This is a genomic window from Clostridium lamae, assembly GCF_033043255.1.
Taxonomy (GTDB): Bacteria; Bacillota; Clostridia; order Clostridiales; family Clostridiaceae; genus Clostridium; species Clostridium lamae.
The window spans coordinates 1-16,531 of record NZ_JASCQJ010000019.1 but is presented as its reverse complement, the minus strand read 5'-3'; the positions used below and the strand labels follow the sequence as shown (position 1 = coordinate 16,531).

15 protein-coding genes are annotated in these 16,531 nt (G+C 30.0%); all 15 read right to left on the bottom strand.

From position 1 onward, the window contains the following. Positions 1–48 precede the first annotated feature (48 nt). Positions 49–312, bottom strand: coding sequence for a 30S ribosomal protein S15 (gene rpsO / locus QK892_RS10455; protein WP_136004902.1), 264 nt, complete (start codon positions 310–312; stop codon positions 49–51). 129 nt (positions 313–441) lie between these two features. Further along, the gene (locus QK892_RS10450) at positions 442–1,365 is read right to left on the bottom strand and encodes a bifunctional riboflavin kinase/FAD synthetase (protein WP_317273493.1); all 924 of its coding nucleotides are present in this window, start codon (positions 1,363–1,365) and stop codon (positions 442–444) included. A 10-nt stretch (positions 1,366–1,375) separates the two neighbouring features. Beyond that, positions 1,376–2,254 (bottom strand): tRNA pseudouridine(55) synthase TruB, encoded by an 879-nt coding sequence (truB, locus tag QK892_RS10445; RefSeq protein WP_317273492.1) that lies wholly within the window; start codon positions 2,252–2,254, stop codon positions 1,376–1,378. Further along, positions 2,254–3,231 carry a DHH family phosphoesterase gene (locus QK892_RS10440; RefSeq protein WP_317273491.1) on the bottom strand — a complete coding sequence of 326 codons (978 nt, stop codon included), beginning with the start codon at positions 3,229–3,231 and terminating at the stop codon, positions 2,254–2,256. The genes truB and QK892_RS10440 overlap by 1 nt, the downstream gene beginning before the upstream one ends. Continuing rightward, positions 3,231–3,581: a 30S ribosome-binding factor RbfA gene (gene rbfA, locus QK892_RS10435; protein WP_317273490.1), complete on the bottom strand. Its 351-nt coding sequence runs from the start codon at positions 3,579–3,581 to the stop codon at positions 3,231–3,233. The genes QK892_RS10440 and rbfA overlap by 1 nt, the downstream gene beginning before the upstream one ends. Positions 3,582–3,599: 18 nt before the next feature. Then, a complete protein-coding gene (gene infB, locus QK892_RS10430) occupies positions 3,600–5,645 on the bottom strand; it encodes a translation initiation factor IF-2 (protein WP_317273489.1) in 2,046 nt (681 codons plus the stop codon). Between the two features lie 15 nt (positions 5,646–5,660). After that, positions 5,661–5,972 (bottom strand): ribosomal L7Ae/L30e/S12e/Gadd45 family protein, encoded by a 312-nt coding sequence (locus tag QK892_RS10425; RefSeq protein WP_317273488.1) that lies wholly within the window; start codon positions 5,970–5,972, stop codon positions 5,661–5,663. Next, positions 5,965–6,228 (bottom strand): RNase P modulator RnpM, encoded by a 264-nt coding sequence (rnpM, locus tag QK892_RS10420; protein WP_317273487.1) that lies wholly within the window; start codon positions 6,226–6,228, stop codon positions 5,965–5,967. The genes QK892_RS10425 and rnpM overlap by 8 nt, the downstream gene beginning before the upstream one ends. A gap of 12 nt (positions 6,229–6,240) precedes the next feature. Continuing rightward, positions 6,241–7,341, bottom strand: a complete 1,101-nt coding sequence (nusA, locus tag QK892_RS10415; protein WP_317273486.1) for a transcription termination factor NusA — start codon at positions 7,339–7,341, stop codon at positions 6,241–6,243. Between the two features lie 16 nt (positions 7,342–7,357). Continuing rightward, positions 7,358–7,822, bottom strand: coding sequence for a ribosome maturation factor RimP (gene rimP / locus QK892_RS10410; protein WP_317273485.1), 465 nt, complete (start codon positions 7,820–7,822; stop codon positions 7,358–7,360). Positions 7,823–8,073: 251 nt separating this feature from the next. Continuing rightward, positions 8,074–12,408: a PolC-type DNA polymerase III gene (locus tag QK892_RS10405; protein WP_317273484.1), complete on the bottom strand. Its 4,335-nt coding sequence runs from the start codon at positions 12,406–12,408 to the stop codon at positions 8,074–8,076. A gap of 112 nt (positions 12,409–12,520) precedes the next feature. Then, positions 12,521–13,570 carry a flavodoxin-dependent (E)-4-hydroxy-3-methylbut-2-enyl-diphosphate synthase gene (ispG, locus tag QK892_RS10400; protein WP_317273483.1) on the bottom strand — a complete coding sequence of 350 codons (1,050 nt, stop codon included), beginning with the start codon at positions 13,568–13,570 and terminating at the stop codon, positions 12,521–12,523. A gap of 13 nt (positions 13,571–13,583) precedes the next feature. Next, entirely contained in the window at positions 13,584–14,603 is a 1,020-nt protein-coding gene (locus QK892_RS10395) for a M50 family metallopeptidase (protein WP_317273482.1), read from the bottom strand. A 12-nt stretch (positions 14,604–14,615) separates the two neighbouring features. Next, a complete protein-coding gene (gene dxr / locus QK892_RS10390) occupies positions 14,616–15,776 on the bottom strand; it encodes a 1-deoxy-D-xylulose-5-phosphate reductoisomerase (RefSeq protein ID WP_317273481.1) in 1,161 nt (386 codons plus the stop codon). A gap of 19 nt (positions 15,777–15,795) precedes the next feature. Continuing rightward, positions 15,796–16,531, bottom strand: a 736-nt coding sequence (locus tag QK892_RS10385) for an AI-2E family transporter (RefSeq protein ID WP_317273480.1), incomplete at its 5' end; no start/stop codon positions are given.

Below are 16,531 nucleotides of genomic sequence, written 5' to 3'. Positions count from 1 at the left end.
ATTTTAAAATGTTAAAATAATAGAGCGGCTTAAAAACCGCTCTAAAAACTATCTTCTTAAGCCTAATTTTTTGATTATAGCTCTGTATCTTTCGATATCTTGTTCAGCTAAGTAGTTTAAAAGACCTCTTCTTCTACCAACCATCATTAAAAGACCTCTTCTTGAGTGGTGGTCTTTCTTGTGCATCTTTAAGTGATCAGTTAAAGAATTAATTCTTTCTGTTAATAATGCTATTTGCACTTCTGGTGAACCAGTATCTCCTTCATGTCTTCCATGTTCTTTAATAATTTCTTGCTTTCTTATTGCGTCCATTACTCGCACCTCCGTATAATTATCCCCTATATCCAAGAAGTGAGCTAGCACCCTCATATCTTAGGTTTAGGTTCTTCCTTGATATTATAACAAATCCTATTATTATTGTAAATTGTAAATTTATAATAATTATATTATTATTCCTTTATTTTTGACAAAATCTTCATCTTTTTTGATTTGTTCAACAAGTTCATCTAATGAGTCAAATTTTATTTCTCCTCTTATTCTTTCAACAAAATATACTTGGATTTCTTCTCCATAAATCATTTCATCAAAATTTAGAATAAAAGTCTCTATAGTTAATTCTTTCCCATTTACAGTAGGATTATTCCCTACAGAAGTAAGACCTTTAAAAACTTTATCCTTATACTTTACATTAGTATAATATACACCTTTACTTGGAATAATCATTTTATCATCAAATTCTAAGTTTGCTGTAGGCACTCCTATCGTTCTTCCTAGATGCTTGCCATGAATAACTTTTCCTTTTATTGAAAAAGGTTTAGATAGCATATTAATAGCTTCTTTTACATCACCTTCTAATATGCAATTTCTTATTCTTGTGCTACTTATTGCTTCTCCCTTATATGTACATGGATCTATAATATATAATTCATATCCATACTTACTTTGAAGATTCTTTAACAATTCAACATCACCTAAATTTTTATGTCCAAATCTAAAGTTAAATCCTACTACTATGCCCTTTACGTTATAATCTTCACATAGTAATCTAATGAAATTTTCAGCTTCCATCGACATAAATTCTTTTGTAAAACTTCTAAGTACTACTATATCAACATTTTCTTCTTCTAAATATTCAAGTTTTGTATCTAAATCCATAATTAGTTTTGGTACACTATCAGGCTTAACTATCGTTTTAGGATGATTTTTATAAGTAAACACCATGCTTTTCCCACTATTTTCTCTAGCAACTTGGACTGTTTTTCTTACAAGGGATAGGTGACCACAATGAAGACCATCAAAGCTACCTAATGCAACATAGTTTCCACTTTCCTTATTGTCCATAATAATATCATCTATTACTATCATATCAGCACCCCTAATTAATTAACAATTTTTCTATCTTAAAGCCTTGATGATTACTCTTTCCAAGCCCTATAAATATTCCGTCTTCATCATATACTCTATATAGTTTTTCCAATTCGAAAAGTTCATTTGTAAATCTTTTATCAAAAACTCTAACTCCATTAATTAGAAGTTTAGAATACTTATTTTTAACAATTAATTTATCATAAGTATCCAAAGCATCTTCTATACTTATTAGAAAATCTTTTATGTTTTCTGGATTAATATCATTTATATTAACCGATTCTTCCTCAGTAAATTTAGAAGTCTTAGTTCTTTTTAATTTTGTCATTGCTGCTCCAACTCCTAAATAGCTACCTATATCATAACAAAGACTTCTTATATAAGTTCCTTTAGAACATACTACCTTCATACTCACATACGGATTGTTTATTTTAATATTTTCTATATTAATTATATTTATAAGTCTTGCTTCTCTTTCAACTTCAATTCCTTGCCTAGCAAGTTCATATAGTCTTACACCATTTTGTTTTAAAGCTGAATACATAGGTGGAATCTGATTATATTCTCCTATAAAAGAATTAATTGCGGATAATATTTTTTCATTAGATAGATTAGATGGATCTTTTTCTTCGATTATATCGCCTTCTAAATCGTAAGTTGTAGTTTTAATTCCAAGTTTAAATTCTACTTCGTAAACTTTATCACATTTCATTATATAATCTATAATCTTTGTTCCTTTTCCTATACAAACTGGAAGAACCCCAGAAGCTTCTGGATCTAATGTGCCTGTATGTCCAACCTTCTTTGTACCTGTAGCCTTTTTAACCATTCTTACTACATCAAATGATGTCATACCAGTATTTTTAAAAATATTAATTACTCCATCCATTACAACAACTCTTTCTCAATCTCTTCCAAAATTTTGAACTTAGCTTCTTCTAAACTTATACCAGTTAATGTTATACCAGCAGCTTTAGAATGGCCACCACCACCTAATTTTTCTGCTATTTTTCTAACATCAAAATCATTTTTAGATCTTAAACTTGCCTTAGCTCCACTGTCAGTTTCTTTAACTAAAACCGAAACCTCTACTCCCTTAATTTGTAATCCAAAAGAGATAATATCTGATGTATCTCCAATTTCTATACCTAATTCTTCAGCATACGATTTAGGTATTTTAATTAAAGCAACTTTCTTGTCAAATAAAAGTTCCATATTATTAATAGCTTTACCAATTAATCTAATTTTTTCAAAACTATTGTTATCAAACAGACTTTGATGTATAAAAGTATTATCTACTCCAATTTCTTTTAATATCGATGCTATTCTATGAGTTCTAGAAGTTACATTTGAATGTCTAAATCCACCTGTATCTGTTACTAGTGAAGTGTATAAACAAGTTCCTATATCATAAAAATCATTATTTTTAGAATTAAAGCTTATACCTAGTATTTCTAATAATTCAAATACTATTTCAGCTGTAGCTGCTGCATTTGTATCAACATAATTATAATTTCCATACTTATCATTTGAAAGATGATGATCTATATTTATCAAAATTCCCTTAAAATTATTAAGCTCAGCTGATATACGTTCGAAATTACCACAATCTAAAACGATAACCATATCCGTATTATCAGTGGGCTCTTTAACCAATCCATTAGCTTCCTTAGCAGATTTCAAAAACTGAAGATTATCTGATATTATGTCCTTTGAAATTAAATAAGCATCTTTATTTAGATATTTTAATCCATTTAATAGTGCAAGTGCACTACCTACCGCATCACCATCTGGTGATACATGATAGGTAATGCCTATTTTATTACTTTTTAATATTAGTCTACTAATATCAAGTAATGTATTCATTATTTATCCTTAGTTTTATCTATAAGTTCTTCTATTTTCATACTGTAACTTATAGAATCGTCTAATTCAAATATTATTTGAGGAGTATTTCTTAAATTCATTCTTTGACCTACTTCTCTTCTTACATATCCACTTGCACTCTTTAATGCAGCAAAGGTTTCATTTTTTTCTTCTTCATTTTTTCCAAATATACTTACAAATACCTTTGCATATCTTAAATCCTTACTTACTTTGACTGATGTAATAGACACCATAGCAGTCATTCTTGGATCCTTTATCTCATCTCTTATAATTACGCTTACTTCTCTTCTTACTTCTTCGTTTATTCTTCCGCCTCTATAATTAGCCATTTAAAATCACCTCTTTATTTAAAGCTGCTTTCTTTCTGTTGCTTGCATGCTAAATGATTCTATTATGTCGCCTTCTTTAATATCATTAAATCTATCTACACTTAATCCACATTCATAACCTGAAGCTACTTCTTTCGCATCGTCCTTAAATCTCTTTAATGACGCTAATGTTGATTCAAATATTACTATTCCATCTCTTATAACTCTAACTTCAGAATTTCTTAAAATTTTACCATCTAGAACATAGCATCCAGCAATAGTTCCAATATTAGAAATTTTATAAACCACTCTTACTTCTGCTTTACCATTTATAACTTCTTTATACTCTGGATCAAGCATTCCGATCATAGCAGATTTAACATCCTCTATTGCATCGTATATAATTCTATAAGTTTTTATTTCTACTGCTTCTTTATCAGCAACTAAAGTAGCATTTGAGTCAGGTCTTACATTAAATCCAATTAGTAATGCATTTGACGCTCTTGCAAGTGTAACATCAGTTTCAGTTATAGCACCTACACCACCATGAATAACTCTAACTCTTACATCATCAGTAGATAACTTTTCTAAAGATTGCTTGATTGCTTGAACTGATCCTTGAACATCAGCTTTTACTATTATTCCAAGTTCCTTAACAGTTCCTTCTTGAATTTGATTATATAAATCTTCAAGAGAAACTCTATTTGCTGAATGGAAGCTTTCATCTTTAAGTTTTTGCTTTCTAATTTCAGCCATATTTCTAGCAGTCTTTTCATCCTTAACAACTGTAAATCTATCACCTGCTGATGGTACTTCTGAAAGTCCTAAGATTTCCACTGGTATTGATGGTCCAGCATTTTTAATTGCTTTTCCTTTATCATCAAACATAGCTCTTATTCTACCGTATGTAGAACCTACTAATATTGAATCACCAACATGTAGTGTACCATTTTGAATAAGTAAAGTAGCCACTGCTCCTCTTCCTTTATCAAGCTTAGCTTCTATTACAGTTCCTTTTGCTTTTCTCTTTGGATCAGCTTTAAGTTCTGCCATTTCAGCTGTTAATAGAACCATTTCTAATAATTGTTCTAGGTTTTCACCAGTCTTTGCTGATACTGGAACACAAATAGTATCTCCACCCCAGTCTTCTGCTAAAAGTTCATGTTCAGTTAATTCTTGTTTAACTCTATCAATATTAGCACCTGGTCTGTCGATTTTATTTATAGCAACAATGATTGGCACTCCTGCAGCTTTACAGTGACTTATAGCCTCTTTAGTTTGTGGCATTATTCCATCATCTGCAGCAACTACTAAAATAACAACATCTGTAACTTGAGCTCCTCTTGCTCTCATTGCTGTGAAAGCCTCATGTCCAGGAGTATCTAAAAATGTTAACTTTTCTCCATTTAAATTAACAGTATATGCACCTATATGCTGAGTTATTCCACCTGCTTCATGTGCTGTTACATTTGCTTTTCTAATAGCATCTAAAAGAGATGTTTTTCCATGGTCAACATGGCCCATAACTGTAACTATAGGTGGTCTCTTAACTAGATTTTCTTCTACTACATCTTCTTCTTCGACTACTTCTAATTCTTCTTTTTCTTCTTTTTTAACTACTAAACATTCATATTTTTCACAAACTTTTTCTGCAGTTGCAAAATCTATTTCTTGATTTATACCTGCCATAACACCTGTGAAAATAAGTGTTTTAATAACATCCGCAGTAGGTCTTCCAATTTTTTCAGATAGCTCTTTTACAGTTATAGTTTCTCCAATTTCAACTACTCCTGATCCACCTTCTCCTATTGCTTCTGTAGCATCTTCATTTCTCTTTCTCTTTTTCTTTTTAGCTTGATTATTAACTTCTTCAGCTAATATTTCTTCATACTCATCAACTATTGTTTTATTATTAGTATCTTCTCTATCACCTAATAATTCTTTAATTAACTCCGCATCTTCGTCTTCAATTACGCTCATATGATTTTTTACATCAACGCTAAATTCATTCATTAATAATTCTATAAGTTCTTTTGAACTTATTTCAAGTTCTTTTGCCAATTCATATACTCTGATTTTTGACAATAAAATCACCCCCGATTAAATTTTGGTGTTTTGCTCATAAAGGGTATAAAGCTTTTTAGCCATATTCTTGTCTGTAATGGCTAATATTTTTACCTCTTCTCTTCCAATAGAAAAACCTAATTCTTCTTTTGAAAAATCTTCTATAAAGTCTATATTCTTTGTTAAGCAATGATTCTTAAATTTCTTTTTAGTACTATTTGAAGCGTCATTAGATATTATGAATAAAAAAATTGCTTTTCTATTTCTTTCTTCATCACATTTACTATACCCTTCAATTACATTACCTGATCTTTTTGTTAATCCTAGAAAGTTAAAAAAATTATTCATTTATTTCTTTCCTTAATCTATTGTATATTTCGTCATCTATAGATATATCTAAGTTTCTTGAAAGTCTTTTAGTTTTAAATGCCTTTTCTAAACATTCTATATTTTTGCAAATATAAGCTCCTCTTCCAGACTTTTTCCCAGTTAAATCAACAGAAACTTCACCTTCTGGACTTTTAACTACTCTTATAAGTTCCTTTTTAGGCTTCATTTCCATACATCCTGTGCACATTCTTAAAGGAATTTTCTTTACTTTCATAAAAATCCTCCATTATTCTAAAATTTCTATTTTTTCATCTAAATCTTCTAGAACTTCTGTTTTTAATGCTTCTGCTTGTGATTTACTCTTTATATCTATCTTCCAATTAGTCAATTTTGCTGCAAGTCTAACATTTTGTCCTTCTTTACCTATAGCAAGTGATAATTGATTATCATCTACAACAACTTTAGCAGATTTACTTTCTTCAGAAACTACAACTTCTAATACTTTAGCAGGGCTTAAAGCTGCAGCTATAAACTCTTCAGGATTTTTACTCCATTTAATAATATCTATCTTTTCACCTTTAAGTTCGTTAACAATATTTTGTACTCTTGTTCCTTTAGGTCCAACACAAGCACCCATTGGATCAACATTTTCATCGTTTGAATAAACTGCTATTTTACTTCTTGAACCAGCTTCTCTTGAAATGCTCTTTATTTCAACAATACCTTCATAAATTTCAGGTACTTCTAATTCAAATAATCTTTTTACCAATCCTGGATGAGTTCTTGAAACTAAGATTTGAGCTCCTTTTGATCCATTCTTAACTTCTACAACATATAGTTTAACTTTCTCATTAAACTTATATTCTTCTCTTGGAATTTGTTCATTTGGTCCAATAGAAGTTTCTATTCTACCAAGATTAACAAAAACATTTCCTTTATCTTTTCTAAGAACAGTTCCTGTAATAATATCATACTCTAATTCCTTATACTCAGAATATACTATATTTCTTTCTGCTTCTCTTATTCTTTGAGTAACTACTCCTTTTGCAAGCTGTGCTGCAACTCTACCAAAGTTTTTTGGAGTTACCTCTAAATCTACAATGTCATCAAGATCATATCTTGGACTTATCTCCTTAGCTTCTTCCAGACCAATTTCTGTTACATTATCATATACATCTTCAACTACTACTTTTTGAGCATAGACATGTATTTCGCCTGTTTCTCTATTTATACTTACTTTAACATTTTGTGCAGAAGTAGTTGGACTAGCATAATTCTTTTTATAGGCTGCAACTAATGCATCTTCAATAGTAGTAAAAATTAAATCTTCGCTAATCCCCTTATCTTTTACAATTTCTTTAAGAGCACCTATAAACTCTTGGTTCATCTTAATTTCCTCCTTATTATATTTCCCCTTCTAAATTTGCTGATTTTATTTTATCTTTAGGAATAGTAATTAGTTTGTCAGTTTCATATTCAACTTTAACTGAATCTTCGTTTACTTCCCTTAATATGCCTTTAATATTTTTTTTACCTTCAAAAGATTTTACAAATCTAATAAGAACTTCATTTCCAATCTGTTTTCTATAATGCTCATCTGTAAATAATCCTCTATTTAAACCTGGAGATGATACTTCAAGAAAATATGCAACTGTAATTGGATCCTCTTCATCCATAATTTCACTTACTCTTCTTGATAACTTTTCACAATCAGTTAAAGTTATACCACCATCTTTATCAATATATATCCTTAAATAATATTCTCCATTTTCTTTTACATACTCAATGTGATAAATTTCATAATTTAATTCATCCGCAACAGGTCTTACTAATTGATAAATTTTTTCTAATAACGCATCAACTTTCATATTAACCTCCTTCATATTCAATTTTATTAAAGCTTTACTCCTTGTAGCTACTATAAAAAAAGCAACTAAATGGTAGTTGCAATTAAATAGAAAGAGCGGGCATTTTCACTCCCACTCACAATTCTCGCCTATTAGTAAATTACTTCTTTTTAATCCTAACACAATTTCCTAATTAATACAAGGGGGTAGTAAGCAATTTATTAATTCCATTATACTTATTACTTTCCCTTATATATAATTATTATACTTGTTTAGAATAAAGATAACTGATTTGTTTCTGACATGCCTTCAAGACATCCATGATTACTTAAGGTTTCTATAACTGTTTTTGAAACTTTTGATCTAATTCTAAGATCTTCTTTTGATATAAATTCTCCATTTTTCCTTGCTTCAACTATACTTTTAGCTGCATTATCACCAACACCTTGAAGTGCGCTTATCGGAGGTCTAATACCATCTTCTTCTATAGTAAATTTAGTAGCTTCAGAAATATATAAATCTACTCTTTTAAATTTAAGACCTCTGGCATAAAGTTCATAGGAAAGCTCTAGAACTGTAATTAAGCCTTTATCTTTTGCAGTAACCTTATTACCTAATTCATAAAGCTCATCTAATTTTGCCTTAATAGCCCCAGGTCCCTTACATATTAAATCTGCGTCAAAGTCGTCTGCTCTTACAGAAAAATATGTTGCATAATATGCTTCTGGATAATAAACTTTGAAATATGCAATTCTCACTGCCATCATTACGTAAGCAACTGCGTGCCCTTTAGGGAACATATATTTTATTCTTTTACAAGATTCAATATACCAATCAGGAACATTATTTTCTTTCATTGTCTTTTCAAAATCTTCAGTTAACCCCTTACCTTTTCTTACACTTTCCATTATTGTAAATGCCATCTTAGGTGGTACGCCAGCATACATTAAATAGACCATAATATCATCTCTTGTAGAAATACAATCTTTTAATGTAGTATATCCTTCTTTTATAAAGTATTGAGCATTATTAAGCCATACATCAGTACCATGAGAAAGACCAGATATTCTAACTAAGTCAGCAAAACTTTTAGGCTGAGTATCTACTAACATCCCTCTAACAAACTTAGTTCCAAACTCAGGAAGTCCATAACTACCTACTTCACAACCTAATTCTTCCTTTGTTACACCTAATGCATCAGGTGATGTAAATAAAGAAATAACTTTCTTATCATTAAGTGGTATTGTCTTTGGATCTACTCCTGTTAAATCCTGTAGCATCCTAATCATAGTAGGATCGTCATGACCAAGTATATCAAGTTTCAATAGTCTACCAGATATTGAGTGATAGTCAAAATGTGTAGTTGTAACATCTGAGGTAGAATCATCTGCTGGGCGCTGAATTGGTGTAAAATTGAAAATTTCATTATCACTAGGAACTACCATAATACCACCTGGATGCTGTCCAGTTGTTCTTTTAATTCCAGTACAACCAATTGTTAATCTTTCAATTTCAGCACTTGATGCTCTTAATCCTCTCTCATCTAAATACTTTCTTACATAGCCATAGGCAGTTTTTTCTGCCACAGTTCCTATAGTTCCTGCTTTAAATACATACCCCTTACCAAATAAAACTTCTGTATATTTATGGATATCACCTTGGTTATCTCCTGAGAAATTAAGGTCTATATCAGGTTCTTTATCTCCTTCAAATCCTAAGAAGGTTTCAAACGGAATATCATGCCCCTCTTTAATATACTCAGCTCCGCATTTAGGACAATTTTTATCTTCTAAATCCGCTCCAGAGCTAACTGAACCATCTAAAAAGAATTCAGAGTTCTTACAATCAGGACATACATAATGTGGAGGAAGACCATTAACTTCAGTTATATTTGACATTGTTGCAACAAATGAAGATCCAACAGATCCTCTTGATCCAACTAAGTACCCATCCGCTAATGACTTAGCAACTAACTTCTGTGCAATTAAGTAAAGTACAGCATAGCCATTATTAATTATAGAATTTAATTCTTTATCTAGTCTTTTTTGAACTATTTCTGGTAATGGATCACCATATATTGAGTGAACTTTCTTCATTGTCATTTCTCTAATCTCATCATCAGCACCTTCAATCTTAGGTGGATAGGTTTCATCAGGTATTGGTTTTAATACCTCTATTGAGTCTGCAATAATACCAGGATTAGTTATAACAACTTCTTTGGCTATATCTTGACCAAGATAAGAAAATTCCTTAAGCATTTCTTCTGTAGTTTTTAAATAAAGAGGAGGTTGATTATCAGAATCCGAAAAACCTTGCCCTGCCATTATTATTCTTCTATAAGCTTCATCTTGTGGATCTAAAAAATGAACATCTCCTGTTGCTACTACTAATTTATTTAGCTCTTTCCCAAATTTATATATCTTTTCATTTAAAGCCCTAAGTTCATTTTCATCTTTAACATTTCCTTTTTCTATTAAATAACTATTATTTGCAATAGGTTGAATTTCTAAATAATCATAAAAACTCATTATTTCTTTAATTTCTTCATCAGATTTACCATCTAGTACAGCTCTATAAACTTCTCCGGCTTCACAGGCAGAACCTATAATAAGTCCTTCCCTCATTTCCATCAATCTACTTTTCCTAGTTCTTGGATGCTTATGAAAATTCTCTAGATGGGCTTCGGAAATTAATTTATATAAGTTTTTCATTCCTTCTTGAGTTTTAGCAAAAATAATTACATGGAAAGTTTTTTCCTTCTTAATATCCATTTTTTGAAGATACTCATTATTTAGTTCTTTTATATTATTTATATTCAACTCTTCTACCATCTTTTTTATAGATATTAAAAAGATCTCTGCCGTAGCCTTTGCATCATCAACTGCTCTATGGTGATTTTCAAGTGATACCCCTAAGTACTTAGCAACTAAATTTAATTTTACTCTTTTTAAATCAGGATATAAAAATCTTGCGAGCGGTACTGTATCTACAATAGTAGATGTAAATTCTAAGCCTAAATCATTGCAATTTTTCTTTATAAACCCAGTATCAAAGGCCGCATTATGAGCAACTACTGCACATCCGTCTATAAATTCCATAAATTTAGGTAATACAATTTCAATTGGATCTGCATCCATTACCATTTCATCTGTTATACTTGTTAATTCAGTAATCTTATATGGAATTTTACACTTCGGATAGACAAATTCACTAAAAGTATCTATTATTTCATTATTTCTAATCTTTACCGCACCAATTTCTATGATTTTATCATTATGCGGTGAAAATCCAGTAGTTTCTATATCAAATACTATAAATGTATCCTTAAAATCTTCATTTTTATCATTAATAGCTATAGGAATACCATCATTAACTAAATATCCCTCTACTCCATATAATACTTTAATCTTATTTTTCTTTGCAGCTATTTGTGCATCTGGAAAGGCTTGAACTACACCATGATCTGTAATTGCAATTGCCTTATGCCCCCATTTTGAAGCTCTCTCAATTAATTTAGTAGCAGATGTTACGCCATCCATAGCACTCATAGTAGTATGACAATGTAACTCAATTCTCTTTTCTTCAGCGCCATCCATTCTCTCTATTTTGCTCATTCTCAAGATATCTCTACCCATTATTACTACTTCTCTTGCATAAGTATCATATACAGCTTCTCCTCTTACTTTGCAATATAGACCTTTCTTCACAGCATCTAATACTTCTTCTGTCTCTTGTGGTTTTAAAAAGCATTTTACTGTTATAGAACTAGTATAATCAGTAATATAGAAGGTAAGGATAGTTTTCCCTGTTTTAGTTTCTATTATATCTGTCTTAAATACTTCACCAATTACCGCAACTATACCTGATGTTTCATCAATTTCCTTAATTGATATAGCTTCTTGGCTTATGGATCTTCCTAATATGCTATTTTCACTTTTTGGCTCTCTCTTAAATTCACGTTTTTCATAAGTTTTCTTAGGTTTTTGCCCTTTATTATCATCAGCATTTTCACTTTTATTGGTACTTTCTTTTGAAATCGATCTTCCACTAAATATTTCTTTTAAGACTTCTCTCTCTTTCTCTATTTTTTCTTCGTAACTATTTTTGAGTTCTAAACTACTATCATATTCCAACTTCACCTTTATCTTAATACCAAACATACTTTCTATATTAAGAGCAATTTGATTTGGTACACCTTTTGTATTTAAATGCTCATTTATCTTCTCATATCCACTAGATATTATAATAGAATTTCCTTCTATTTTTTTTATTCCTTTTGTTAAAACTGATTTTGATAATGGAACTGTATTTAATATATTTCCGACAACTTCAAGCCAATGCTTCTCGACTATTTCTTCTATACTTAAAGAAGATATATCTCTATAAAAAAGAACCTCTATATTAACATCAACATTTAAAGCTTTCTTAATAGCTTTTTTTACTTTATCCTCTTCCTCATTATTTAATCCATCTTTTCCTCTAAGGACTACTTTGAGAACATTGCTCTTTTTCAGAAATTGAAATTTTATTATATTAATTTCTTTATCTTCTAAAGTATCTTCTTTATTAATTTCCTTTTTTATAAGTTTTAAAGCATTTTCACTCATTAAAGCACCCCCTTCTAAAAAGCATAATAAGAAATTGAAAATTGACAATGCAAAATGACTATTAAGTATTATATCACCTTAATTATTCATTATTCATTGTCAATTAATTCCATTACATATTTTCTATTTCTTTCATTAATTCTTCAATTAAATGTTCCTCTTTAACTTTTCTAACTATTAAGCCCTTTTTAAATATTAAACCTTCACCGTTTCCACCAGCTATTCCAATATCAGCTTCTCTTGCTTCTCCAGGTCCATTAACTGCACATCCCATAACAGCAACTTTAATATTTTTATTAATACTTTCCAATCTTTTCTCTACTTCTTGTGCTATTTTTATTAAGTTTATTTGAGTTCTTCCACAAGTAGGACAAGATATGAATTGTAATCCACTTTTTCTTAATTTAAGTGCTTTTAGTATTTCTTTAGCAACCTTTATCTCTTCAATTGGGTCACTAGTTAAAGAAACTCTAATAGTATCTCCAATACCTTCTGCTAAAAGTGTTCCAAGCCCAATGCTTGATTTAATAGTCCCTCTAAAAGGAGTACCTGATTCTGTTACTCCTAAGTGTAATGGATAATCACAGCTTTCACTCATTAATCTATAAGCTTCTATCATCATCACTACATCTGATGATTTTATGGAAACAACTATATCATAAAAATCTAATTCTTCTAATATCCTAACATGTTTTAAAGCTGATTCAACTAAACCTTTAGCTGTTGGCTTTCCATCTCTCTCTAATATTTCCTTTTCTAAAGACCCTGAATTAACACCTATTCTTATAGGAATATTTTTAGCTTTAGCAGCTTCAACAACAATTTTTACTTTATCAATTTTTCCTATATTTCCAGGATTAATTCTTAGAGCTGAAACACCATTTTCAATAGCAGCTAATGCAAGTTTATAATCAAAATGTATATCTGCTACTACTGGAATTGGAGATTTCTCACAAATTCCCTTTAAAGCCTCTGCAGCTTTCTTATCTGGAACTGCACACCTTATTATTTCACATCCAGCTTCATATAATGTATTAATTTGAGCTAATGTAGCTTCTACATCTCTTGTATCTGTATTTGTCATCGATTGGATAGACACAGGTGCATCCCCACCTACATAGCAAGTTCCAACCTTAACTTTTCTTGTTTTCTTTCTTTCCATCTTATTACCTCTCCTATAGTTGTATAGGGAATAATATATCCTTTATAGTTACCACAATCATAAGTCCAAAAAGAAGCATAATTCCAACATAATTCATTGCCCCTACAACTTTTTCTGGAACTTTTCTTCTAGTTATAAGCTCTATAATTAATATTACCGTCCATCCACCATCTAAGGCTGGGAATGGTAACATATTAAATACAGCTAAATTTATGCTTATAAAAGCTATAAAGTTCATAAGATTCCATATACCATTTTTTGCGGCTTCACTTGACATTCTAATAATAGAAACAGGACCCCCAACATCAGTTTTAAAATTAACCTGACCAGTAACCATCATCTTAAGGCTTTTATAAGTCTGATTAATTGCTGCTAAAGTTTCTTTAAAGCTTTGCTTAAAACTTTCAACTATTCCTGGATTTTCTACTCTTTCAAATCCAAAGCCAATCATATATCTTTCTACGTTATCTTCCTTTACTAACTTAGGAGTAACGACAATTTCTTTTTTATCCCCATTTCTTTCAATCAGGAAATTTATTGGCTGATCCTTAGCCAAGTTAATTCCAATACTTACATCATCTGCTGAAAATACTTTACTGCCATTAACCTTTAAGAATTCATCTCCCTCTTGTAATCCAGCCTCAATAGCAGGCATATTATCAAGTAAACTATTTACCTTTGGCAAACTATAACCAAACTTATTCACAATTACTGTAAAAATAATTATAGCTAGTAAAAAGTTCATAAATGCTCCTGCTATAATCACACTAATTCTTCTAAGTGGTGATTTAGAGGAAAAACTTCTTTCATCATGAACATCTTCCTCTTCCCCTAACATTTTAACATATCCACCAATAGGAAACAAACCAATTGAGTATTTTGTTTCTTTTCCTTCAGTGGAAAAAATCTTAGGCCCCATACCTATAGCAAACTCTTCAACCTTTATTCCATTTACTTTTGCCATTACGAAATGTCCAAGTTCATGTACTATTATAAGTAAACTAAAACCTAATAACGCATAAATTATATACAATGTACTTTCCTCCTAACTCCATCTAGCCCTTATATATTTTCTAACCTTCTTATCTAATTCTATAATATTATCAAGTGTTATTTCTTTTGCTTTTTCTTCTTTAAATTCTTCTAGTGCTTCTTCAATTATCTTAGGTATATCTAGGAATTTAATTTTTCTTTCTAGTAATAAGGCAACAGCTTCTTCATTAGCCCCATTTAATATACATGGAGCTAAGCCACCTTCCATACCGACTTTATATGCAAGCTTTAAACACTTAAAAGTATCTAAATCTGGTTTTTCGAAGGTTAAAGTACCAATTTCATAAAAATTAAGTTTTTTTGCAACTGCATTTTTTCTTTCTTTTTTATTTATTGCATATTGAATTGGTAGTTTCATATCTGTTGAACCTAACTGAGCTATAACACTAGCATCCTTATATTCTACCATTGAATGGATTATACTTTGCGGATGTACAACTACCTCAATATCTTCATAAGGACAGTTAAATAAAAAATGTGCCTCTATTACTTCTAAGCCCTTATTCATTAACGTCGCAGAATCTATAGATATTTTTTGACCCATATTCCATTTAGGATGTTTTAATGCATCATCTACTGAAACATTCTTTAAATAATCAATATCCTTTCCTCTAAATGGACCTCCAGAAGCAGTTAGAATAATTTTACTTACATCCTTCTCATTATACCCATTCAAAGCTTGGAATATTGCACTATGCTCTGAATCAACCGGTAAAATATCTACATTCATTTCCTTAGCTTTTTTCATAACTAATTCACCAGCAACTACTAAAGTCTCTTTATTGGCTAGTGCTATATCTTTTTTAGATTCTATAGCTTTAAGTGTAGGTCTAAGTCCTATCATGCCAACGACGGAAGTTACTACCATATCTATTTCTTCTAAAGATGCAATTTTTTCTAATCCTTCTATTCCTGAGTACACTACGATATTTAAATTATTGGTTAAACAATATTCTTCAACTTCTTTTGCACTTGCTTCATCCATCATAGCTACGTATTTAGGATTAAATTCATTAATAATCTCTATTATTTTATTTACAGATGAATTAGCACTAATACCAATTAGTTTTATTTCATTATTAGAATTTCTAATTACATCTAAGGTTTGAGTACCTATTGAGCCTGTAGCTCCTAAAATTGAAATGTTTTTCATCTTTTCCTCCTAGTTTAACTTAACTATTGTAAATTAAGTCTTTTGCTATAATACTATAAATTGGACCTGCTATTATACCAATAAATCCAAACATATTTACCCCTACATAAATAGATATTATTACTATTATTGGATGAATTTCAAGTTTGCTGCTTAAAAATTTTGCTTCTAAAATTTCTCTAGTAAATCTTTCTAGAAAATATAAAGAAATCAATCCAACTACTAATAAGTACCTCTTCATTATAATATTGTATATTATTATTGGTATAAAAACAATTGTTGTTCCCACAAAAGGAAGTATATCTAAAATAGCACATAAGCTTCCAAAAAACAAACTATTATGTATTCCTAAGACTTGAAAGCCAATTGTAATTATCAAAGCACTTAAAAATACTAGTTTTACTTCAATTTTAAATACATCTCTTAAATTTTTACTCTTAATAAAAACATTTTCAACAAAACTTTTAGGAAATAAATTATTAATTAAACTATATATTTTCACTTTATCAGTTAATATAAAATAAACAATTATATTTGCTAAAAAATATGAAACTACTCCCTCTCCTGTCACTATAGCTCCTTGCATTATTAAATTACTATTTAATAAGTTACTTAAGCCTTGTAATATCTTATTTATATCTAAATCTAATAATACCTTAAAGCTATTAATAAATGAATCTACATATGCCATATTATTTAAATATAGTTTATAAAATAGTTGAAGCAATCTATTTCCAAAATAAAATACTATAATA

Bases quoted from the DNA above. Each gene is read 5' to 3' on its own strand.
- rpsO (WP_136004902.1), bottom strand. From the start codon at position 312: ATGGACGCAATAAGAAAGCAAGAAATTATTAAAGAACATGGAAGACAT.
- nusA (WP_317273486.1), bottom strand. From the start codon at position 7,341: ATGAACCAAGAGTTTATAGGTGCTCTTAAAGAAATTGTAAAAGATAAG.
- QK892_RS10440 (WP_317273491.1), bottom strand. From the start codon at position 3,231: ATGAATACATTACTTGATATTAGTAGACTAATATTAAAAAGTAATAAA.
- QK892_RS10405 (WP_317273484.1), bottom strand. From the start codon at position 12,408: ATGAGTGAAAATGCTTTAAAACTTATAAAAAAGGAAATTAATAAAGAA.
- rimP (WP_317273485.1), bottom strand. From the start codon at position 7,822: ATGAAAGTTGATGCGTTATTAGAAAAAATTTATCAATTAGTAAGACCT.
- QK892_RS10425 (WP_317273488.1), bottom strand. From the start codon at position 5,972: ATGAATAATTTTTTTAACTTTCTAGGATTAACAAAAAGATCAGGTAAT.
- truB (WP_317273492.1), bottom strand. From the start codon at position 2,254: ATGGATGGAGTAATTAATATTTTTAAAAATACTGGTATGACATCATTT.
- rbfA (WP_317273490.1), bottom strand. From the start codon at position 3,581: ATGGCTAATTATAGAGGCGGAAGAATAAACGAAGAAGTAAGAAGAGAA.
- ispG (WP_317273483.1), bottom strand. From the start codon at position 13,570: ATGGAAAGAAAGAAAACAAGAAAAGTTAAGGTTGGAACTTGCTATGTA.
- dxr (WP_317273481.1), bottom strand. From the start codon at position 15,776: ATGAAAAACATTTCAATTTTAGGAGCTACAGGCTCAATAGGTACTCAA.
- QK892_RS10450 (WP_317273493.1), bottom strand. From the start codon at position 1,365: ATGATAGTAATAGATGATATTATTATGGACAATAAGGAAAGTGGAAAC.
- rnpM (WP_317273487.1), bottom strand. From the start codon at position 6,228: ATGAAAGTAAAGAAAATTCCTTTAAGAATGTGCACAGGATGTATGGAA.